18 protein-coding genes are annotated in these 19491 nt (G+C 31.1%); 10 read left to right on the forward strand and 8 right to left on the reverse strand.

All coding sequences use genetic code 11. The annotated features are described in order from the left end of the window. The first annotated feature begins 63 nt into the window (after nucleotides 1-63). From Q0829_RS03970 to Q0829_RS03980, 3 genes are all read left to right on the forward strand, one after another. Nucleotides 64-390 carry a hypothetical protein gene (locus Q0829_RS03970; RefSeq protein WP_298540185.1) on the forward strand — a complete coding sequence of 109 codons (327 nt, stop codon included), beginning with the start codon at nucleotides 64-66 and terminating at the stop codon, nucleotides 388-390. 242 nt (nucleotides 391-632) lie between these two features. Continuing rightward, nucleotides 633-1739 carry a hypothetical protein gene (locus Q0829_RS03975; protein WP_298540187.1) on the forward strand — a complete coding sequence of 369 codons (1107 nt, stop codon included), beginning with the start codon at nucleotides 633-635 and terminating at the stop codon, nucleotides 1737-1739. A 37-nt stretch (nucleotides 1740-1776) separates the two neighbouring features. Further along, nucleotides 1777-2838 (forward strand): Ig-like domain-containing protein, encoded by a 1062-nt coding sequence (locus Q0829_RS03980; protein WP_298540190.1) that lies wholly within the window; start codon nucleotides 1777-1779, stop codon nucleotides 2836-2838. Between the two features lie 83 nt (nucleotides 2839-2921). Here Q0829_RS03980 and Q0829_RS03985 read toward each other — a convergent pair whose 3' ends face one another. Then, complete coding sequence (locus Q0829_RS03985; protein WP_298540192.1) at nucleotides 2922-3269, reverse strand: hypothetical protein; 348 nt, start codon at nucleotides 3267-3269, stop codon at nucleotides 2922-2924. Nucleotides 3270-3383: 114 nt separating this feature from the next. Between Q0829_RS03985 and Q0829_RS03990 the strand changes: the two genes are divergently transcribed. From Q0829_RS03990 to Q0829_RS04005, 4 genes are all read left to right on the forward strand, one after another. Beyond that, on the forward strand, nucleotides 3384-3590 hold the full coding sequence (locus Q0829_RS03990; RefSeq protein ID WP_298540195.1) for a hypothetical protein: 207 nt from the start codon (nucleotides 3384-3386) through the stop codon (nucleotides 3588-3590). Nucleotides 3591-3779: 189 nt separating this feature from the next. Then, nucleotides 3780-4199, forward strand: coding sequence for a DUF2147 domain-containing protein (locus Q0829_RS03995; protein WP_298540197.1), 420 nt, complete (start codon nucleotides 3780-3782; stop codon nucleotides 4197-4199). 516 nt (nucleotides 4200-4715) lie between these two features. Then, nucleotides 4716-6239, forward strand: a complete 1524-nt coding sequence (locus tag Q0829_RS04000; protein ID WP_298540200.1) for an aldehyde dehydrogenase family protein — start codon at nucleotides 4716-4718, stop codon at nucleotides 6237-6239. Between the two features lie 15 nt (nucleotides 6240-6254). Then, nucleotides 6255-6635, forward strand: a complete 381-nt coding sequence (locus Q0829_RS04005) for a DUF779 domain-containing protein (protein ID WP_298540207.1) — start codon at nucleotides 6255-6257, stop codon at nucleotides 6633-6635. Between the two features lie 206 nt (nucleotides 6636-6841). On the opposite strand, the gene Q0829_RS04010 is transcribed toward Q0829_RS04005, so the two are convergent. Further along, nucleotides 6842-7453: a matrixin family metalloprotease gene (locus Q0829_RS04010; protein WP_298540209.1), complete on the reverse strand. Its 612-nt coding sequence runs from the start codon at nucleotides 7451-7453 to the stop codon at nucleotides 6842-6844. A gap of 659 nt (nucleotides 7454-8112) precedes the next feature. Here Q0829_RS04010 and rlmF point away from each other — a divergent pair. Next, on the forward strand, nucleotides 8113-8988 hold the full coding sequence (gene rlmF / locus Q0829_RS04015; protein WP_298540212.1) for a 23S rRNA (adenine(1618)-N(6))-methyltransferase RlmF: 876 nt from the start codon (nucleotides 8113-8115) through the stop codon (nucleotides 8986-8988). A 20-nt stretch (nucleotides 8989-9008) separates the two neighbouring features. On the opposite strand, the gene Q0829_RS04020 is transcribed toward rlmF, so the two are convergent. Beyond that, entirely contained in the window at nucleotides 9009-10559 is a 1551-nt protein-coding gene (locus Q0829_RS04020; protein WP_298540214.1) for a DEAD/DEAH box helicase, read from the reverse strand. A gap of 128 nt (nucleotides 10560-10687) precedes the next feature. Continuing rightward, entirely contained in the window at nucleotides 10688-11680 is a 993-nt protein-coding gene (locus tag Q0829_RS04025) for a YceI family protein (protein WP_298540217.1), read from the reverse strand. A 132-nt stretch (nucleotides 11681-11812) separates the two neighbouring features. On the opposite strand from Q0829_RS04025, the gene Q0829_RS04030 reads away from it, so the two are divergent. Then, nucleotides 11813-12700: a winged helix-turn-helix domain-containing protein gene (locus Q0829_RS04030; protein ID WP_298540219.1), complete on the forward strand. Its 888-nt coding sequence runs from the start codon at nucleotides 11813-11815 to the stop codon at nucleotides 12698-12700. Nucleotides 12701-12815: 115 nt separating this feature from the next. On the opposite strand, the gene Q0829_RS04035 is transcribed toward Q0829_RS04030, so the two are convergent. From Q0829_RS04035 to Q0829_RS04045, 3 genes are all read right to left on the reverse strand, one after another. Further along, complete coding sequence (locus Q0829_RS04035) at nucleotides 12816-14996, reverse strand: TonB-dependent receptor (RefSeq protein WP_298540221.1); 2181 nt, start codon at nucleotides 14994-14996, stop codon at nucleotides 12816-12818. A 66-nt stretch (nucleotides 14997-15062) separates the two neighbouring features. Next, complete coding sequence (locus Q0829_RS04040) at nucleotides 15063-15380, reverse strand: DUF6660 family protein (protein WP_298540223.1); 318 nt, start codon at nucleotides 15378-15380, stop codon at nucleotides 15063-15065. Between the two features lie 136 nt (nucleotides 15381-15516). After that, nucleotides 15517-16167: a class I SAM-dependent methyltransferase gene (locus tag Q0829_RS04045; RefSeq protein ID WP_298540226.1), complete on the reverse strand. Its 651-nt coding sequence runs from the start codon at nucleotides 16165-16167 to the stop codon at nucleotides 15517-15519. Nucleotides 16168-16359: 192 nt separating this feature from the next. Here Q0829_RS04045 and Q0829_RS04050 point away from each other — a divergent pair, with 192 nt between their 5' ends. Further along, on the forward strand, nucleotides 16360-17730 hold the full coding sequence (locus tag Q0829_RS04050; protein ID WP_298540228.1) for a hypothetical protein: 1371 nt from the start codon (nucleotides 16360-16362) through the stop codon (nucleotides 17728-17730). 2 nt (nucleotides 17731-17732) lie between these two features. On the opposite strand, the gene Q0829_RS04055 is transcribed toward Q0829_RS04050, so the two are convergent. Continuing rightward, nucleotides 17733-19472: an amidohydrolase family protein gene (locus Q0829_RS04055; RefSeq protein WP_298540231.1), complete on the reverse strand. Its 1740-nt coding sequence runs from the start codon at nucleotides 19470-19472 to the stop codon at nucleotides 17733-17735. Between the last annotated feature and the right edge of the window lie 19 nt (nucleotides 19473-19491).

The following is a 19491-nucleotide window of genomic DNA, read 5'->3' on the forward strand; positions in this document are numbered from 1 at the left end:
TTCACCTCTTTTTTTTCGAAATAATAAAATATAGATTGTGTCTTCATAAAAAACAAAATAATTATGGCACAATCATCTTTTCAAGTTCAGACATATTCCTATTATAACTGGTCTTCAAGAAATACAGGAAAAACCAATTTAATTCTTAGAGGATCTGGTGGACAAACCTGCTCGGTTAGGTTTATAGAAGACTCTAATGCAGTTCTTCCGGATGCCACACAATTCGGTTCTTATTATAGTTTCTATTATCATCATAATCAATTACAACATTTAATCGACATGTTACGAAATGAGAATCCAATATATGTTTACTTCAATAATGATAATGGATTTAACAACTCTAGAATATCTACGGCTAATGAACCTGTAGGTGAAGGAGAATTGAATTAATAAAAGAACCATAATAATATAAGCCGGAGAATAAATACTATTCTCCGGCTCTAATATTTTTAAGGGTTTTAAATAAGCTTTGTATCAAAATCTGAGTGATTCATAAATAAATCATTAGTTTTCTAGAGTAATGTTTCAGATTTAATTCTATACTGAATTACAGTATTGGCAATTATTTAACTGTAAGAATTCTTCATTTTTATTACTTTTAAAATCATTGATCTATTCATAAATCACACGTCATGAAAACACTCATCACTCTAATTATTGCATTCATTCTATCTCTTTTTGCTAGTAATGCTAAAGCAAATTCTTTACTTAAAATAAATTTTAAAACAGGTAATCCCGGTATTACTTCTATTCATAAAATGACCTTTGGTCCAGAAGGCATTCTATTTATTGGCGACAGTAATGCTGCCCAAATTGTAGCAATTGATCTTAGTGAGCATCCTAAGTTAGATAACTCTAAAGTAAAATTAGATCAACTAGACAAACTAATAGCAGATATGATGGGCACAACCATCGACCAGATACAGATTACAGATATGGTGGTAAATCCACAGAATGACAATATCTATCTCTCGATCAATCACAGTTCGGGAGTACCAATCTTATTAAGAGTAGAAAATAATGTATTAAAACAGGTTCCGCTTGACAATGTTTCTTATAGTAAAACAACTTTACTCAATCCTGTAACCGAAGAAGCAAAGGATCGTAGAGGTCGAAAATTACGTAAATGGGCCGTAGCAGATATAAAATATATAGAAGGAAAAGTATTGTTATCAGGTTTGAGTAATCAAGAATTTGCTTCTACATTTAGATCAATAGATTTTCCTTTTAGTGAAAAACAAGATTATAGCTCTTTAGAAATTTATCATGCGGCACATGGAAAATATGAAACTCATGCTCCAATAAAAGCATTTATTCCGACTAGCATAAATGGGAACCTACACTTAGTTGCTGGTTATACGTGCACGCCATTAGTTGTTTTTCCTATGAATGAAATTAAATCTGGTGAACATAATAAAGGTAGAACAGTCGCTGAATTAGGAAGCGGAAACTCTCCAGTAGATATGATTGAGATTGAAAGTGAAGGAAATCGTTATTTACTTATTGCTAATAGTAATAGACCATTAATGAAAATGGATTTTAAGGATCTTGAAGCATATGAAGGTTCTCTTACCACACCTGTTGTTAAAAAAGGAGCTGCAGTGGGCGTAGATTATGTAAACCTGCCATTTGTAAACGTACAGCAACTAGACAAACTAGGTGATAGCTTTCTTATCGTACAAAGAGAATCTAATGGAAATCTAGCGTTAAAAACAGGAAATAGCTGGTGGGTGAAATAGTAATATTTAATACATTTCTATTTATTAATATTTTATTGTGAAGCATCTTTTCAAGATTTTATTAGTTCTTATAAATCTAATGCAAGTAATGTATGCCCAGCAGTCATCACTGGAATTTACTTTCACTAAAAACAAAGTTCTTATAAAAAAAGACAAATTACCCGAAGGAAGAATCGTTATATTCAAAGGTGAGATTTCTGAGGATAAGTTAGATTCTTCTACTCCAATTCTAGGAAAAACAATTAAAGCACAAGAAGGAACCTTATTTACACCAGTAGTTCCTTTTGGATGGAATCAAAAATATACCTTGGTATATAATCATATCATAGAATATTTCAAACTAACAATTCCTGAGAATTACGAACCTCTTTCCGTAACAAAAATATACCCCTCTGCTACTATCCTTCCTTCCAATCTTTTAAAATTATATATTCAGTTTTCAAAACCAATTAATACTACTTCAATATATAATCACATTAGATTCATTAACCACGCAGGAGATACATTATCAAAAACTATACTCCCATTAGAAAACCCACTTATTTCTGATGATAAAACAGTCTTAACCCTATGGATAGAACCGGGCAGACAAAAACGAGGCTTAAAACCAAATCAACAATTAGGACCTGTTTTTAATAAAGAAACCTATCGTTTGATAGTTACAAAAAACATAAAAGATAATAACGGAGTTTCTATGCAAAAAGACTTCATACACCCCTTCAGTATAGGAGATACCGATCGCATAAAACCAACTATAGATGACTGGAAGATAGATATTCCGAAAACTAATTCTACATCAAAGCTTTTAATTCGATGTAATGAATCTATGGATTATGGTAGCGTCCGGGATAATATTTATATAGTAGACAGTAGTATGCAGGAAATAAAGGGAACCTGGCAATTATTGGAACAAGAGACTATATTATCATTTCAGCCTATAGAATTGTGGAAAAACGGTTATTATCAGATTTTATGTAATCCAGAAATTGAAGATTTAGCTGGAAACAACCTCAATCGGTTATTTGATAAAGAAATCAAAAACACTTCTAACAACCAAAGTAATCATCAAAAGTACTCATTAGGATTTACTATAAATTAAAAAAAGGCAGTATGATCAACTGCCTTTTCTAGCATTAAGTAGGTATATTATCTCAGTGGTAGTTTTGAGACTCATGTAAGATTTTAGTGTCCGGCCAACAAAACAAAAGAGTTACTCGCTACTGGAGACACATTATAGCTTTTTACATTTTTTAATGTTTTCATATATTTTTCCGCCTCAACAAAAGCACTTTCCATTGGACTTACAGATAAATTTTGATCTAAAGTAATCGTTTTAGAAATCACCTCTCCACTAGTATATTCAATTGTCATTTTCCATTTTTTTACAGAATGAAAATTCCTAGAGACTAATGAGTTTTCTTCTTTAGCACTACTCTTCTCTTTTTTAGTTTTTTCTTTTTCATTTCTCGGATTTGTTGTCGCATAGCTAAAAGACATACAGAACAAAGTACTGATAATAAGGAGTTTCATAAGTGATGATTTTTGGATTTGTTCCGACGAATATACATATATAATTTGATTATACAAATATTTTTTTAATAAAATTTTATTTGAATATTAAAAAAATACATGTATGTTTGAATTATGGTAAATAAGAATTTAAAAAGGCTCTTAAAAAAAAGTAAAGGGGCTAAAACGGTATACGGTATTTCTAAAACTTTAGGAGTAAGTCCGCAAGCAGGAGATTATGTAGTAAAGAGAAAAAATCTTGCTAAAGATTTTGAACGATTACAAAGAATTGCTGATTATATGGAAGTAGATATTAAAGACATCATAGATAGCAATAAATAGCCTTTTACTTCACTGTGTTATTATAAGATTGGTTTTCTAGTTGCTATACAAAATGGCATGCTGTTTTTTATTGATTATTCTGTGAATTGATCTGGCATTATTCAGTTTAATTAATTGAGATAAAACTAAAATCAAACTTTTATACTTATATTTCCGAAGAAAACTAATCTAAATAACACATTCTTCTCGATGAGATTAACTCTCTTTCTCTTCTTAGCTTCTATTTACGTATTATCCATAAAACCCGAAACTTATATTGGTAAATGGCGTATTGAAGGTGGCTCTATCATAGAAATCTATAAAAATGGAGATCATTTTTATGGAAAAATTAATAAACGAGCAGAACAACCTATTTCTAATCTTAATGGCTTAGATAACAAAAACCCTAATCCTTCTCTTAGACAACGTCAATTATTGGGAATAGATATTCTTAACAACTTAAGTTTTGAAGATGGAGAATTATCTGGTGGAACTATCTACAATGCAGATAGCGGAAAGACATATACTGTAAAAGTATGGATTGATTCAGATAACATTGATTTATGTTTCATAAGGGCCTATAAAGGTATTCTATTTAAAACTTTTGAAGCAACAAGAGTAAAAAAGTAATGCATTTACTCGATAATCGAGATTTAAATGCCCCGAGGCTTGCCTCGAAATCTAAAATTATTTTCTATCTAATGCCTCACGGACTTGCCCTGAGCTAGTTTACTACTACTAAAATTCACTTCATACAATTGATAAAATTTTCTAACAACTTAAGCTGTATTAAACTGAAATACAGTATTTAAGTAATAAAAAGATGCTCCGGCTACTTACAAGCGTGTTAGTTATTTTTTCTCATTTTATTACGAAAAATCACTCGAAATTAAACTTTCATGATGTACTTAATACTAATCGAAATCGGATTGGTAGTAATGTATATTTATTAGGGTTATTCGTGTAACAAATTTTTCACAAAAGTTAATAATAATATTAACAATTTTCATCCCTTAGAATTCTTCAAAATATAGTATATTTAAGGATACGTCCTTTATTGTCAGCATGTTATACCTGTTGCTTGACAAATCACTAGAATCCCTATTCTCTAATAACTGTTTAAACTTTTTTAATTCTTTTATCACTATGAGTATCGTAAGGCCAACCCCAAAAGGTAAGGTAAGAAGACCTGACTTCAAAGACCAATACAACAATTATATTGGTGGAAAATGGACCGCTCCTGTAAAAGGTCAATATTTTGACAATATTTCTCCTGTTGATGGAACTAGCTTCACAAAAATTGCCAGATCAACCGCCGAGGACATTGAACTAGCTATTGACGCGGCATGGAAAGCCGCTCCAGAATGGAATAACTCCTCTGCAACATTTCGTAGCAATTGCTTATTAAAAATTGCTGACGTAATCGAAAAAAACCTTGATGCACTAGCACGAGCAGAAACCTGGGACAACGGAAAAGCTCTGCGGGAAACCTTAGCAGCCGATCTGCCATTAGCTGTTGATCATTTCAGATATTTTGCAGGTGTAATTCGTGCAGAAGAAGGATCGGCAAGTGAATTAGATTCCAATACTGTATCAATAAATATTTTGGAACCCCTTGGTGTTGTTGGTCAAATTATCCCTTGGAACTTCCCGATCTTAATGGCAACTTGGAAAATAGCTCCTGCTCTTGCTGCCGGAAATTGTATCGTACTAAAACCTGCAGAACAAACACCAGTAGGAATCATGATCCTTATGGAATTGATTGAAGGAATACTTCCAGATGGTGTTCTTAATATAGTTAATGGATTTGGAATTGAAGCTGGAAAACCATTAGCATCTAGTACCAGAGTTAAAAAAGTAGCATTTACAGGAGAAACTACTACTGGTCAGCTTATCATGCAATATGCCTCTAAAAACATTACTCCTGTTACATTAGAACTTGGAGGTAAATCTCCTAATATCTTTTTTGAGAGTATCATGGAAGCAGACGATACCTTTTTTGATAAATGTATCGAAGGCGCAGTATTATTTGCGCTTAACCAAGGCGAGGTATGTACTTGCCCATCAAGAATATTGATCCAAGAAAGTATCTATGAGCGATTCATAGAACGAGTTATAGAACGTACAGAAGCAATAGAACTCGGACATCCTTTAGATCCTGAAACTATGATGGGGGCACAAGCGTCAAATGATCAGTATGAAAAGATACTTAACTATATAAATATAGGTAAGGATGAAGGATGCGAGGTATTGTCGGGTGGTAAAGCGGCTTATGTAGAAGGTTTAGAAAATGGATATTACATTGAACCAACCTTATTATTAGGAAATAATAAAATGCGTGTATTCCAAGAAGAGATCTTTGGCCCTGTCGCTTGTGTAACAACTTTCAAAAATGAAGCGGAAGCTATAGAAATTGCTAATGACACTCTGTATGGTTTAGGTGCAGGTGTATGGACTCGCGATATGCATCAAGCTTATCAAATATCTAGAGCTGTGCAAGCTGGACGGGTTTGGGTAAATTGCTACCATACATATCCTGCCCATGCACCTTTTGGAGGTTATAAGAAATCTGGTATTGGAAGAGAAAATCATAAAATGATGCTTAACCATTATCGTCAGACTAAAAATATGCTTATTTCTTATGACAAAAATCCTCTTGGGTTTTTCTAAAAAGTAAACTGAGATATGACACCACGAGTTAAAATTACAGAAGCCGCAAAAGCAACTATAGATACACTCACAGCAGCACACGGGGAATTAATGTTTCACCAAAGCGGAGGATGCTGCGATGGATCATCTCCTATGTGTTTTGAAAAAGGTGAATTGATGATCAATGAAACAGATGTGTGGCTAGGTATCATCCATAACTGTGACTTTTATATGTCAGCAGATCAATTTGAGTATTGGAAACACACGCAATTAACTGTAGATATAATTGAAGGTCGTGGTTCTAGTTTTTCTTTAGAAATCCCCTTAGGAGTTAGATTTATAATTAAATCTCGAATATATAATGACACAGAAACTAATGAATTGAAGCCCATTCATATTGGAGAAATGGTACGATGATTTACCAAAATTCATTAGTTATTTTAAAAAAACAGGCTGTAAAAACAGCCTGTTTTATCTTTTATTTTTAAATAAAAGAAATTTGGGTAATTAAACATAGCAGTAACTTAATAACACTCTTAACTACATAAAAAAGGAAACTTAGTTAAAAGAATACTACGAAAAATTAAAGAAGAATTTAATGTAACTCTTAGCAAAATCACCATCTAAAATTCTTCAATTTTTTTCATAGCATTCTTCATTTGATCAACTTGCGCATTTGTGAAATCCTTTCTCATATGTGGTCTTATTTTACTCATTACATTTCCCTCTATTGTAGAATGAAACAACCCTAAAGCATGACCTATCTCATGTGGAGCCGTTGCCGTAAACAAAAACTCATCAGTAATTAAGGCTCTTTGATTTTTACCTATACCCGCTATTGCATCGGTATGAGACCTCTTTATAATATATATGTTCATTCTATTTTTATTATACAAATCCTGTGTCTGAGCTAAAAACACCCTTGATTCTTCTCCACTATTATCTCTTAAATCATATAATTCATCATTAATTAGTGTTTGAATATCTCCAATTTCAAGTCCAATGCCATATCGATGAAAAAAACTACCATTCAGATTCTGGATAAAAGCAGTTTCATCTAAATTATAAAAAGATTGATTGGAAGCTACAGAAGATTGCACATAAATAATATCAACCTTAATGGTTTGTTCTAAATTATCAGAAAACACCTGTTCAATCTGAAATTGAACATAATCATCTTCTACTGCACAAGAAATTAAAAATAAAAAACTAAGCGTTGCTACAACTAACTTCATAAATCGAATATTAAATATTAAACATTACAGATTAATGAGTCCTAAGTATTCCACGCGCTTTGAAGCACAGACTGAATACATCTTTCGAGCTTTTTATAATTGGGTAATTCTGATTATAGTTGTAGCAACAAGAACTATAAATCATCGAAGTATGATTTGCTCAAATTAAATTTTAAATAAGCTAATCTTTAATGCAATATTTATATATTAATTGCATTGTAATTAAGTTTGTGTGAGAATATTTGTGACGATTAATTAACATAAATATAAGAAATTAAACAACTCAAAATAAGGGGTTTTTTCCCCTGTCAAAAATGAAAAACATTTTGTTTCATAGCATTTACATCGATTATCGATCTATTTTAATACTTAAAAAAATAGGGAATTATGAACTTTTTAAGCACTATAAAATGTGTATCTATCACTGTTAAGAAGGTTTTTATTGGAGATGGAAAATATTTCTTTTTTTATGTTATAAACAACATTGATAACAGTATAAAATAGAGGATAAAATTTATTTTTTTAACTTTATTTTAACATATTTTATCCCTTATTTTTAAAATGTAAAAGAGAATACGCAAAAACTTCTATCATCTCGCTACTACTTATTTCGGTAATTATAATCTGTATATTTACACTTTCATAATTCCATTTCTATTTTGCATCCCAATAATATCCATAATTCCACTTACGACTTTGATGTCTTAATTACATCTCATCAAGATTTATCAAGCTATCTTTCTGTAAATTCTTACGGTAATAAGAGTATTGATTTTTCTAACAATCAAGCAGTACTTGAATTGAATAAAGCAATTCTGAAGCATTATTATCGCTTAAATGACTGGAATATCCCTAAAGGTTATTTATGTCCTCCTATTCCGGGGAGAGCTGATTACATTCATCATATTGCTGATCTATTAACAAAAGATGGAAGTAATGACCAAGTAAAAGGGTTGGACATTGGTGTTGGTGCAAATTGTATTTATCCTATACTAGGATCTCAAATATACAATTGGAAAATGATTGGTGTAGATATTAACATGACTGCTGTTTCCGCTGCTCAAGCTAATGTAGATTTAACTCCTAATTTAAAGAAGAATATTGAGCTTAGGCATCAAGAAAATAATGCTAATATTTTTGAAGGTATTATTAAACCTAATGAATATTATCATTTTTCTATCTGCAATCCTCCTTTTCATTCTTCAGAAGATGAGGCTACCAAAGGGACACTTCGTAAATTAAAAAATCTATCTACAAGCAACGAAAAAACTACATCATTGGTATTAAATTTTGGTGGACAGGCTAATGAATTATGGTGTAACGGTGGCGAAGCTTTGTTTATTAAACGAATGATTAAACAAAGTAAAAATTATAAAACTCAAGTAGGCTGGTTTACTTCTTTAGTATCCAAAAAAGATAATTTGCCAAAAATTTACAAACAGCTTAATAAGCTAAAAGCGATTCATAAAACTGTACAAATGTCTCAAGGAAATAAACAAAGCCGATTTATAGCCTGGAAATTCCAAAAAGAATAGAAAAAAATAAAAATCAAGGTCTATTCGGGAGGTCTACCGTGAATTTCTTCGAATTTAGTATCGAAATTTTCTCTTAAATAAGCATTCAGTTTTTTTCTATAATCATCCTTTAACCAAGATAAAAAGTTATATGTACTTCTACTTATGCATTTAGCATAACTCTGTATCCTATGATCTATATCATCTCCTAGTAACTTAGCTAAAGCAATAGCATCATAAACATCTTCACTATTTTCTATACAAATTTTTGCATGTTGTGCTATGGATCGTTCTAAAACAACTTTAGAAGATTCTCCTTTTCTAACAGAATCTTTATATGTCTCTTTGATGTCAAAATACACTTCTTCGGAATTAGCAAACTCAGCTCTTAATTCTTCCGGCATTTCATGTTTGAACTTGTTTTCAATATCCTCATCGTTAAGGAGTTTATCCATGTAATAATCCGGCGAATTGAATATTTTCTGCCAATCTAAATCTGCTCCCCAAGGTCCAAAACGATGATAATTATTTCCTAGATCAATAACATTAAATGTAGACTTATTTTTTAATATACGAGATCCACGACCGATCATCTGATAATATAAAGTCAATGACTTAGTAGCACGATTAAGGATAATAGTATCTACCGTAGGTTCATCAAATCCTGTGGTCAAAATACTTACAGAAGTTAAAATAGCATCAGGTGTCTCCTTAAACCATTGAAGAATCTGTTTTCTTTGTTTTTTGGTAGCAGTATTATCTAAATGCGCAATAGGATATCCCGCAGATCTAAAAGTATCGTAAACATGTAATGAAGTGTTAATACCATTATTAAATATTAATGTCTTTTTACCTTTAGAATGCTTTTCATAGGCTTGCAATAGCTGACTCAGCATATTACTATTGGTATATAAATCTTCTGAAGATTTTACTGTATAATCTCCATTAGATCCTACCTCTAGAGAAGTTAATCCCATATTATAAGCAAATACATCTGCTCGCGCTAAGAATTCATTCTCAATTAGAGACTCTATAGTTTCACCAACAATTAATTCATCATAATTGTCTTTCATTGGTAATTTTATATTAGAACTTAATGGCGTGGCAGTAACTCCTAAAATAAAAGACTTTTCGAAAAATTTAAATAGTTTAGTAAAAGAATTATAATGTGCCTCATCTATAATCACTAAACCAATATCAGAAATATCCAGCTTCCCCTCATTCAATCTATTGTTTAAGGTTTCCACCATTGCCACAAAACAACTATACTTATTCTGATCATCTAGATTAGCCTTACTATCCACTACTTTGTTAACAACACCAAATCCTGTAAGCATATTAGATGTCTGCTTACATAATTCTATACGATGTGTCATCACTAACACTTTTCTATTATGATGCTTAAGGTATTGTCTTACAATCTCAGAAAAAATAACCGTTTTCCCTCCTCCGGTTGGTAATTGATATAATAAATGGTAGTCTTCACGAGCATCTTCAAAACTTTTGAAAATCTTGTTAATTGCTCCTTTTTGATAACTATATAAATCTTTACCTGTTTTTTTTTCTTGTAATTCTGTAGTGGTATCCGACATATTTTCTGATTTCTAGGGCTGCAAAACTACTTCCTTTTATGCATTTTTGCAGAATTTTTATCATAAAATATGTTATTTTTTTTCTACAATTTGTTGTCAAATGAATGAAATTGCATGTCCGAAGCTTATTATTCCGTGAATATGGAGGCTTCAAACTGTATCTCATCTGAGATCAAATTATCACCTAAACTACCAAAAACACTACCAGATGCATAAACTATATTCCATAACGTTCGATCGATTGTAAATTTTGAAGTAAAAATCAACTTCTTTTCTTTATACGCTATATGAGCATTAAACTCTATTGGCTGTTGCACGTCTTTGATAGTTAAATTGGCTAGTACCGATATATTAGAGTCATCAATATATTTAACGGTTATTATTTTAAGTGAAGCGACCGGATATTTATCTGTTTCAAAAAAATCAGCGTTTTTTAAGTGATCTACAAGAGACTCGATGTAATCTCCATCTGTATTTATAATAGTATTCATATCAATTACGAACTCTCCACCAAAAATCTTATTCTCTTTCATATAGAATGCTCCGCTATCAAAAGTAACAGTTCCGTAGTGTCCTTCTGTTTGAAGTTTATTAAATCCTTCCCATCTAAGAATGCTTTTCTCTTTGTTTATTTTCAAAATATTACCATCAACAGCTTTAGTAGGTATTTTCTCTTTTACAATATCTATTAATTCAATTTCATAAAGTAATGTAGAATCTGGATGTGGAAAAGTAACATTTCCAGTTCTTTTACTTAAAGATGGAGGCACAATAAGTTTACGTACTTCTCCTATTTTCATTCCCTGTAAACCTTCGTCTACTCCTTTTATTACTTGATTTCCTCCTACCAAAATCTTAAGAGGACTTGGCCTGTTTCTAGAAGTATACACCAAAGAATCATCGGTATATGTAGTAGTTTCATGAATAAGAACTTCTTTTCCTTTTACAACTGCAGGACCTGAACCAGGTTTTATTATTTTATACTGAAGTCCCGATTCTGTGCTAATAAAGTCGGTTTTATTAGAACATCCAAAAAACACTATAAGTATGAGCATACTTATATATATTTTAACAATATTGACATTCAATTTATTAAGTTGAATTCTTACATTAGTTTTCATCTATTATAATATTTTAAATTTTAGTTAAGACGAAAATAATTCAGAGCATATGCTACAATGCTAAATCAATTGTAAAAAAGTGTATCGCAATTGTAAATTTTTCGTTATTTGTAAGTAAGAAACATTTTTTAAGTGAAGAATAAACTCAAAATACCTATAACTGTTACCGTCTTATTGATGAGTATAATGATGATTCATAGTTTTTCTCCAAAAGAAGATGTGTTCCATACAGAAAAAATTAAAGTTGCCTTAAGAGCTATTGGAAACAAGTTATTATTAAAAAACAATGATTCCACATCTTTAGTACTTCCGATAAAAGAGGTTTCTGATCATAAATTTGAATTATCTTTTCAGAAAGAACTGACAATTGATCCAGAAGATTTAGTTGCAATTATTGATGTTGAATTAAAAAAAACAGGGCTCCCTGATAATTATATCACAGAAGTGATTCATTGTGAAACAAAAGAAGTATCGTATAGTTATGAAATATTAGGTCCAATAAAAGAAACTGAAATTTCATGCCTGGGCAGAAAACTTCCTGTAAGTTGTTACACTATTCAGCTTATTATGCTTAAAGAAGAAACGCCTTCTTTATATAGCACAATGGGTAATATGTATACTCTTTCTTTATTAGTATTACTTATTATTGTGATTACAAGTACTACTTTGTTTAAAAAGAAAGATCTAGAAAAAAATCAAATAGTTTCATCAAATCAAATCATTCTTGGTACACTTATATTTTATCCGGATCAACAGAAGTTAAATAAAGATCAAACAGAAATTTCATTAACGGCTAAAGAAAGTGAACTACTAGCTATTTTTGCACAATATCCTAATCAAATTGTTAAGAGAGAACAGCTTATTAAACAAGTCTGGGAAGATAATGGTGTTATTGTAGGCAGAAGTCTTGATATGTTTATCTCTAAGCTACGAAAAAAATTCGGTAAAGATTCGGAGGTCAAAATTGTAAACGTTCATGGGGTAGGTTACAAACTTGAAACAACCAATAGTAAACAATAATTCTTAATGAAGTTACTATAAAATTATGTCCCTAAAATGAGCATTTAGATTGGTTCTCTAAGCTAGAATATAGGATACCTTGCTATAAAAAACAAGGCATCCTTTATTTTATGAATTAATGATGTTCTTTTTGCCCAAAGGGTTTTATAATAACACCCGCACTAAGAATAAATCCATCTGTAGGAGCATAAATTTCGGTAAATGTAGGGTCATTGGTTGGAGGTAAAACCAATGGAGAAAATCTACTTTGTCTACGATCTGTAAAATTCTCGAAATTTACAAAGATTGTTCCCCAACTAAAATTACGCATTCCTAATAACCCCATTAAAACAAAATCGGTAGTTTCTGTTCCATTAGATAGCAATTGCTTACCGATATAATAGGTTTCAAAACCTATTCTCCAGGTTTCATTTTCATACATCACCACACTTCCTGCGTTATGTCTTGCTGTTAAAGGCTTTTGTGGATTACCATTAAGGTAATTTAAACGAGTGTCAATAAATGCATAATTAAGAAACCATCTAAAATCCTTATAACTAAATTTAATATTGGTCTCCGCTCCTTTACTAACAATATCATCCTGTGCATTTTCAAATTCAAAAAAACCGGTATTGGTATCCGTTAACAATAAACCATCCTGAATTGCTGTCATATAAAATAATTGATTTACAGAAAAACTTATTTCATCAGTTAAGTAGGTATCATAGTTAAAATCCAAATTTACACCATAGGAACGTTCTGCGTCTAAACCATCCTTATCGATAGCCAATATATTATTGAAGTTAATAAATTCAGCTTCTTCAGTAAAAATATCGGGAATTTTATACCCTAAACCTCCTCCTATTCTACTAGAAAATGAGTTATTTGATTTGTAAAGTAATGAGACTTTTGGTAAAGGAAAAAATCCCCAGTCTTTTGCATAATCTGCTCTAAAACCTGTTTCTACTATCCAGTTGTCAGTGATATCATAGATATTATTTACAAACAATCCAGCTGTTATATCATTCTGATCACGTTCTAACGTAATAGAATCTTCATCAAAATCTACTGTATATAAATTTGCACCTAAAATCCAATCTGCTCTTACACCCTTCTTATTATAGACGATTTCTGTAAATGAATTGAACTGAGATCCATTAAAATTAAAGTTAGGAACGGTGAGATCCCTATTAAAATAAGCAAAACTATTTTTTACATTTAATGATCTTATAGCATCAATTTCGGTTGTATAAACTGTCTGAGTGCTCAAACGTTTAGAAATATTCTCTTCTGTGTAAAGCGTATTATTTTCATTATTATCGATTCCATTTGTGTCGCCACCTATCCTATCATCATAAGTACCATTAACTCCAAACCAAAACGTAGTTTTATCGGATGGATAATAAAATAGTTTAGGATTTATCGATACAGATTTTGTTCGTGGTAAATTACTAAATCCATCATCTTCTGGATCGAATTCCTTCTGATAATGACCAGATCCATATAGAGTCACTCCAAATTTATCATTACGTTTACTATAAAACACATTACCAGTAGTTCCTAATGCGTGGGTCTGTGTTATCATAATATCGAGATCAGGTTCTTCTTCAGGAGTTTTAGAAATCATATTTACTAATCCTGCAATTGCTCCTCCTCCATAAAGTGTAGAAGAACTTCCTTTTATGATTTCGAATTGCTTTAAATCCAAAGGAGGTATCTGCATAATACTCAATCCACTGGAAAACCCTCCATACAGGGGAAATCCATCTCTTAACAGCTGCGTATATCGACCATCCAGCCCCTGGATTCTAATATTCGAATTTCCGCTACTTAATGATGTTTGCTGCATTTGTATTCCGGTACTTTCTCTTAATACCATGGAAATATTAGTAGCATTCATAGCATTTTTTTCTCCTAATTCTTCTGCTCCTATAAACTCGATTCTTGTAGGAATTCTTTTGATGGTTCTAGTACTTCGATTGGATTGTAAAACTACCTCCTCTAAAGATTCACCATCTTCTTTTAGTTTTATAATCAATACTTCAGTGTTTGGAACTTTTATTGATTTTTTAACCGATTCAAAACCTAAAAATGATATCGTAAAATCATAAATCCCATCTGGAATTAAATCTATAGTGGCTATACCATCCAAGTCCGTTACAGCCCCTTTTTCTATTTGTTCCGAATAAATAGTTGCTCCAATCAAAGGTTCACCGTTTGATTCTGATAGTATTTTAATTTTTAATGTATTTGTTTGCGCATTAGCATATGCACATAGCAATATGGAGAGCATTATGCTCCATAGTATATTTTTCATTTTAAATTTTAGTTTTTAATTCGCCAAATTTGATTTGAGGCTTATATTATAAAGCCTAACTAACAATTAGCTAATTGATCTAGGCGGTTGCCATATATTTGGAAAGAAATAAAAAGTATAATCGGATTGATAGATACAATCATCTTTAGAAATGATGACAGTTCTTATAGCTACATTAAACTGTTTTAGTAACTCATATGTAATTGTTACACCACAACAAGTACATATACATATTGAAGCACAAGAATCATCTGTATCCTCAGAATGATCGTGCTTGTGATCACAAAATACATCCTCTTGATCTTCTGAATTCAATGCATCAGAACAAGGTATAAGCGTCGAACTTAATATAAAGACAGATAATATTATTGTAAATAACTTCATTACATTTACAAAGATAAACGAAATACAATGCAATGAAGTTTGAAAGTTCTATAAATTCCAATATCATAAACTTCTTTTAGCATCAAATTCACTATTTGTATTATAAAAACACGCAAATCTGTATAGTGAATATTCATCATTTCTTAGTCCCTACTAAAATCCATATTCGCTTATCTTCTTCTTTTTTCCATCTCCCAAAATCTTTAATTTCCCTTTTCATTATAAACCGAGCAGTTTCTAATTCTTTTTTCACATAATGCATAGCCAATGTATGAGCCTCCATTTGCTCATCTCTAGATTTATTGAGCATATGTTCTTTAAATTTTTCTATTATTACAATATTACCTTTTGGTTTCAAAGCTTTTTTAACGTGTGCTAATATTTCCTTATAATCGTCCATTTCGTGATATGTATCCAAAATCACCACAACATCCAAAGAATTATCAGGTAAGTTTGGATTATCATAATCTCCTAAAATAGTTTTTACATTTTTAATTTTTCGCTTCTTTAGATGTTCATCCAGCTTCTCTAATCTATCTTTTCTAACATCGACTGCTAAAACTTTTCCTGATGCTCCGACTACTTTTGCCATATGAATCGACAAGTATCCCTCATGGCAACCTACATCTGCCACCATACTGCCTTGTTTGATTTCTGCTATCTCAAATAATTCTGAAACCTTCATCCAGGTATCTCTCTCTTTCCAATCATTCTCTTTATATTGAGCCTGTCCTAAATTAATTCCAATCAAAATTAATAATATCAGAAATTTATTATTTAACTCCATATATCTTCGGTTTTGTATTAATACTGATTATATGATGATTAGCTTAATTAAAATACGAGTTAATTAAACTTTAAATACTTTATTTATGAAAAGTTTATATTTTATTTACATTTAGAAATTGATATTCATCTATATGCTATGTAAGATTACGACGCATTTTTATTTTAATATATTAAGTTAGTGATCTGGTATATGAAAAACGAACTTTTTACAGCTTTTAAGGTATATATATTCTCTTGGTTAACGAGCTTAATTATTTTTATTATTGGTACTATATCGGCTGGGTTTACATTTTTAGAATCTTTGCAGTATTTTGGAAATGCACTGATAAGTCTGAAGTTTATTGTTGTAATTCATATCCTATATATAATACTTTATATAGTATTTCTAATTTTCAGATATTTTATTCGATTACAAAAAAAGAAAGGCTTTACAGTGATGTTAAAACATTTCTCCTTAAAATTATTTACTCCAACTTTGGTTCTATTTGGAATTTTTAAATTTATTATCATCAAGAATAGTTCAGAAGATTTTGAGTATAATTGGATTCCATCCATAGAAAACAATAGTGGTTTCTCTAAGAACTTATATAAAGTTGATGGAAAACATCGTGGCATGACCGTATTTGGTTGGAATTATAATGAGGATAATAAAACTGCAATTGATGACCTAGTTCGATCCAATATAGAATGGGTAGCGGTAGTACCTTTTTTCGATCAGGAAGATGAGGAAACATTAAAAATGAGAACTCCAAAAAAAGTTGGCCAATGGTCAAAAAGAGATAGTATATATATAAATGCAATCACAAAGCTTAAGGATAGAGGTATTAATATAATGCTAAAACCACACCTTTGGTTACGTTCTGGATGGAGATCTAATGTAAGACAACCTACTTCTGCTGATTGGGATACTTGGTTCAATTCTTATCGTGCAAATATGTTACACTATACGAAAATGGCTGCTAAAACTAATGTGGAGCTACTTTGCATAGGTACAGAATTAAAAAGTTCTCTACTAGCTCAGCCAGAAAAGTGGAAGACTTTAATCAAAGAAATTAAAACTATCTATAAAGGAAAATTAACGTATGCAGCAAATTGGGATGGTGAATATGAATTAATCGATTTTTGGAATGAACTAGATTATATAGGAATACAAGCTTACTTTCCTTTAACCGAAGGTGCTAATCCCGATTTAAATACAGTACTAAGCGGATGGGATGCCCATGTAAAAATGTTAGAATCATTATCAAAAAACCATAAAAAACCCATATTATTTACAGAAATAGGATACAAAAGTGAAGCATCGGCAACTATCAAACCCTGGGAATGGGGTTCTGTCCTAAGTATTTTATCTAAACAAAAATCGGACAAAACCCAACAAATAGCTTATCAAGCACTTTATGAAACATTATGGAACAAAGATTGGTTCGCAGGAACATATATCTGGCAATGGAACACTCAATCAAATAAGGAGAATGCTCCTACTAATTTAGATTTTTCTCCAAGGTTTAAACCAGCTGGAAATACCATTGCTAAATGGTATGCTACTGATAGCTCTAATTAACATCAAGATAAAAACTTTGCAGGATTATCACGCGCGATAATATCAAATTCTTCTACAGTTAAGTTACCTGTTGTCGCAGCAACTAAATTCTTCTCTGCGGCATGATTTCTTACCACATAAAAATCAGTCCCAAACAAAACTTTCTTTCCTAACTTAGTATGATTGATAGTTTGTCTCAATAAAGGAAAAATCTGTTCATCATGAAGTATATAACTTATATCTGCATACACATTCTCGTGTTGTAACATCATACTACAAATGATTGAATACCAATCTACATACTTCCAGCAATCTTCTAGTTTTTTCCAACTAAACTTATTATCCAATCTGTACAAAAAGTTAATCCCAGTCTCTGGCTCTTTAATTAACTCATTACTATACCTATATCGATCAAATTCCAGATATTTATTCCACTGATCTTCTCCTCCAAAATGAGCAAAACAAATTTTGAGATGAGATAAATTATAAGTTAAAGGAGTGTTTAAGTCTTTGTATCCGAATAGGCTTTTAATTTCATCACTACATTGATCGACCAGAATACGAAGTAATTCTTCCTTCAGCAACACCAAATAATTCAATGGATGTGTGAAATTTAATGAAAAATCTTTGTTTTTAGTTTGCGGCAGTAATAATGGCTCATAAATATCGTTTTCAAGATTTACAACTTCTTTAAAAATAGGGTGCACATCCCATTCCTTTTCCTTTTTGCCTCGGTAAAATATAGTTCCCTTGATACAATGTGTCATAATAGGAATACCACGATCAGCAGCATACTTCCATAATGGTAATAACGCTTCGTCAAAAGGATAATATCCCAATGCAGGGTAAATCTTAAATCCGTTGAATTTTTTATCCTCTATATACTCTTTTATAAAACAATCCTGAAGTGTTACTTTTCCTTTATAAAATGTAAACTTAAGGTGATCTTTTTCTTCTCGTATTCTTCTTGGTTCTGCAAATACAAACGGAAGTATTTCATTCTTATACTTTCCTTTTTCTTTTATACTTGCTATTTCCTGCATTTGATGTTTATATGAGGATTTTGCGTCTAGTTTACCTGCTCCCATATATTCCATATCCATTGGTAATACTATAAATTTAGAACCAGGAGGATATTGTGATTCTAGTACTGAAAAAATTCTTTTTTGATCTTTATATAATGTAAAACGACCCAAAAGCAAATACCTATCTAACAAATCTTTTGTCATTTTACCTGGTAAAACAGAAAAGAACTTTAGCGTTTTACGAAGTATAAACCATATTAGATTTCTACCACTTTTAAAAAATAATACTAGTATTGCAACCAATGCAGTCTTAATAAAAATATTTTTTAATGGATATAACAGGTATATAGATTCTAGCCATTCCTGTAATATTAATCCGTATTTGATAACGTCATTATTTTCAGGACTAAAAACAAGGGACAACCATTCAAAAATAATAAACAATGCATGGTATGTTACAATAAATCCTATAAGTGATAAAACACCATTCAATAATTTATTTCGCTGAAGTTTTATTCTTCTGATCACTTTGTTCCGTTTTTTTTCTACGTAAGGATCTTGGTATTTTTCGTTATTATCTTTTACACTACGTTTGTACAACTTCAATATCAGCGGAGTATTAAGCAAACGATAAAATGGCCAGGGTACAAATGTTTTGGCAAGATAAGGAGGCACGTGTTCTCCTTTAAAAATATGAGCGTGGCAGTTTATGATTGGCTTTTTAGTTGAATCATTCATAATCTTTTGATTTAAAAAG

Origin of the sequence: uncultured Aquimarina sp. (assembly GCF_947492405.1) — a bacterium.
In the GTDB taxonomy this organism is placed as follows: domain Bacteria; phylum Bacteroidota; class Bacteroidia; order Flavobacteriales; family Flavobacteriaceae; genus Aquimarina.